The sequence below is a fragment of the Streptomyces thermovulgaris genome (assembly GCF_002155915.1).
Taxonomy (GTDB): domain Bacteria; phylum Actinomycetota; class Actinomycetes; order Streptomycetales; family Streptomycetaceae; genus Streptomyces; species Streptomyces thermovulgaris.
Genome location: NZ_MUME01000516.1, coordinates 1 through 2,257, shown reverse-complemented (window position 1 = coordinate 2,257; position 2,257 = coordinate 1). Strand labels below are relative to the sequence as shown.

Annotated in this window: 2 protein-coding genes; one reads left to right on the top strand and one right to left on the bottom strand. The window is 67.5% G+C overall.

The annotated features are described in order from the left end of the window. Positions 1-134: 134 nt before the first annotated feature. A complete protein-coding gene (locus tag CCN35_RS26965) occupies positions 135-1,517 on the bottom strand; it encodes an amino acid permease (RefSeq protein ID WP_086794661.1) in 1,383 nt (460 codons plus the stop codon). Between the two features lie 213 nt (positions 1,518-1,730). Here CCN35_RS26965 and CCN35_RS26960 point away from each other — a divergent pair, with 213 nt between their 5' ends. Next, on the top strand, positions 1,731-2,219 hold the full coding sequence (locus CCN35_RS26960; protein WP_086794659.1) for a ribose-5-phosphate isomerase: 489 nt from the start codon (positions 1,731-1,733) through the stop codon (positions 2,217-2,219). Positions 2,220-2,257 lie beyond the last annotated feature (38 nt).

The window sequence follows — 2,257 nt, the reverse complement described above, 5'->3', positions numbered from 1 at the left end:
CAGAGCGCGCCGGGTGCGCACCAGCCGTACGCACAGGGCGACGGCCGCACCGGGCACGACGGCCGAGAGCACGGCGGCCACCAGCAGCACCTTTTCGGTGGAGTCCACGGTCCTGCCCCTTCCAGCCGTCCTGTTCACAGGCGGATGCTCCTGCCGGATGCCCGGGCGACGTGCTCGCGGCCGTCGTGCTCGGTGTCGGTCAGCATGTAGCCGATGATGAAGACGATGAACCCGATCGTCGCCCAGGTCAGGTACGGGTACAGCCACGTCTTCACGACCAGCTTCTCCGGCGCCTCCCGCTGGATGATCCTGCGCATCCGCAGCTGCGAGAGACAGATCACCAGCCAGACGAACAGGGCGACCGCGCCGGAGGAGTTGACGAGGAAGAGGAAGACGGAGTCCGGGAACTTGTAGTTGAAGAACACGGCCACGAAGCCGAAGACGACCGACGAGGTGATCGCGGCCACCGGCACACCGCGGCTGTTGGTCCGCGCGAACGACTTCGGCGCGTCCCCGCGCTCGCCGAGCGAGAAGGCCATGCGGGAGGCGGTGTAGAGGCCGGAGTTGAGGCAGGACAGCACCGAGGTCAGCACGATGAAGTTCATGATCTGACCGGCGTGCGGGATGCCGAGGGAGTCGAGGGCGGCGACGTAGGAGCCCTTCTCGGTGATCGACGCGTCGTTCCAGGGGAGCAGGGACACCACGACGAAGATCGAGCCGAGGTAGAAGACGGCGATGCGCCAGATGATGCTGTTGGTCGCCTTGGTGACGGCGCGCTGCGGGTCCTCCGCCTCGCCGGCGGCCAGCGTCGCGATCTCGCTTCCCATGAAGGAGAACACGACGAGCAGCATGCCGGTGAGGATGGCGCCGGGCCCGTTCGGGAGGAAGCCGTCGTGGGCGACGAGGTTGTCGAATCCGGCCTTGTCGCTGTGCACCCCGGGCAGCACGCCGAGGACGGCCAGCAGACCGACGACGATGAACGCGGCGATCGCCACGACCTTGATCCCGGCGAACCAGAACTCGAACTCGCCGTAGGAGCCGACGGAGGCCAGGTTGGTCGCGGTCAGCACCACCATGACGATCAGGGCCCATCCCCACTGGGGTACGGCCGGTATCCAGGCGGCGAGGATCGCCGCTCCGGCGGTCGCCTCCACGGCCAGGACGACGACCCAGAAGAACCAGTACAGCCAGCCGATGGAGAAGCCGGCCCAGTTTCCGAGCGCCCGGTCGGCGTGCGCCGAGAACGAGCCGGAGGTGGGGTTGGCGGCGGACATCTCGCCGAGCATGCGCATCACCAGGACGACGAGCGTGCCGACGAGGGCGTACGAGAGCAGGATGCCGGGGCCCGCGGTGGAAATGCCGGCACTGGAACCGACGAACAGTCCCGCCCCGATCACACCGCCAATGGCGATCATCGACAGGTGACGGTTCTTGAGACCGGCCTGAAGCCCGGAACCGTGTGCGTCGAGGCTTGCCTGGCCGCTTCCGGCCTTCGGCAGGGTCGACTGCGAAGTCATGGGGAATTTCCTTTGCGCCGTGTCAGCGGTCTCGTACGACGGTGTACGAGCCGGTCCATTGAAAGCGAGGCGCCGGGGAGGGGTGAACCTTCGAAAGTTAAATTCTAAGTCAAAATCCCCTTGGTTTTGTGTTTCATCTCACATCGCACCCGTCGATGTGGTAGGGCCCCACCCGGCAGGACCTCCCGCGTTCGGCCGTGTCACACTCGGACCATGCGCGTGTATCTCGGCTCCGACCATGCGGGCTTCGAACTCAAGAACCACCTCGTCGAGTGGTTGAAGGAGGCGGGCCACGACCCCGTCGACTGCGGCCCGTACATCTACGACGCCCAGGACGACTACCCGCCCTTCTGCCTGCGTGCCGCGCAGCGCACGGCCGCCGACCCCGACTCCCTCGGCATCGTGATCGGCGGCTCCGGCAACGGGGAGCAGATCGCCGCGAACAAGGTCAAGGGCGTCCGCGCGGCCCTCGCCTGGAGCGAGGAGACGGCCGCCCTCGCCCGCCAGCACAACAACGCCAACGTCGTCGCGGTGGGTGCACGCATGCACACGCTGGAGGAGGCGACGAAGTTCGTCGAGGTCTTCCTGGGCACCCCCTTCTCCGGCGACGAGCGCCACGTCCGCCGGATCGGCATGCTGTCGGACTACGAGACGACGGGCGAGCTGCCGCCGATCCCGGCGCACCACCCCCAGCAGCAGTAGGGCCGCCGCCCGCAGCAGCGGCCCTACTGCTGCTGGGG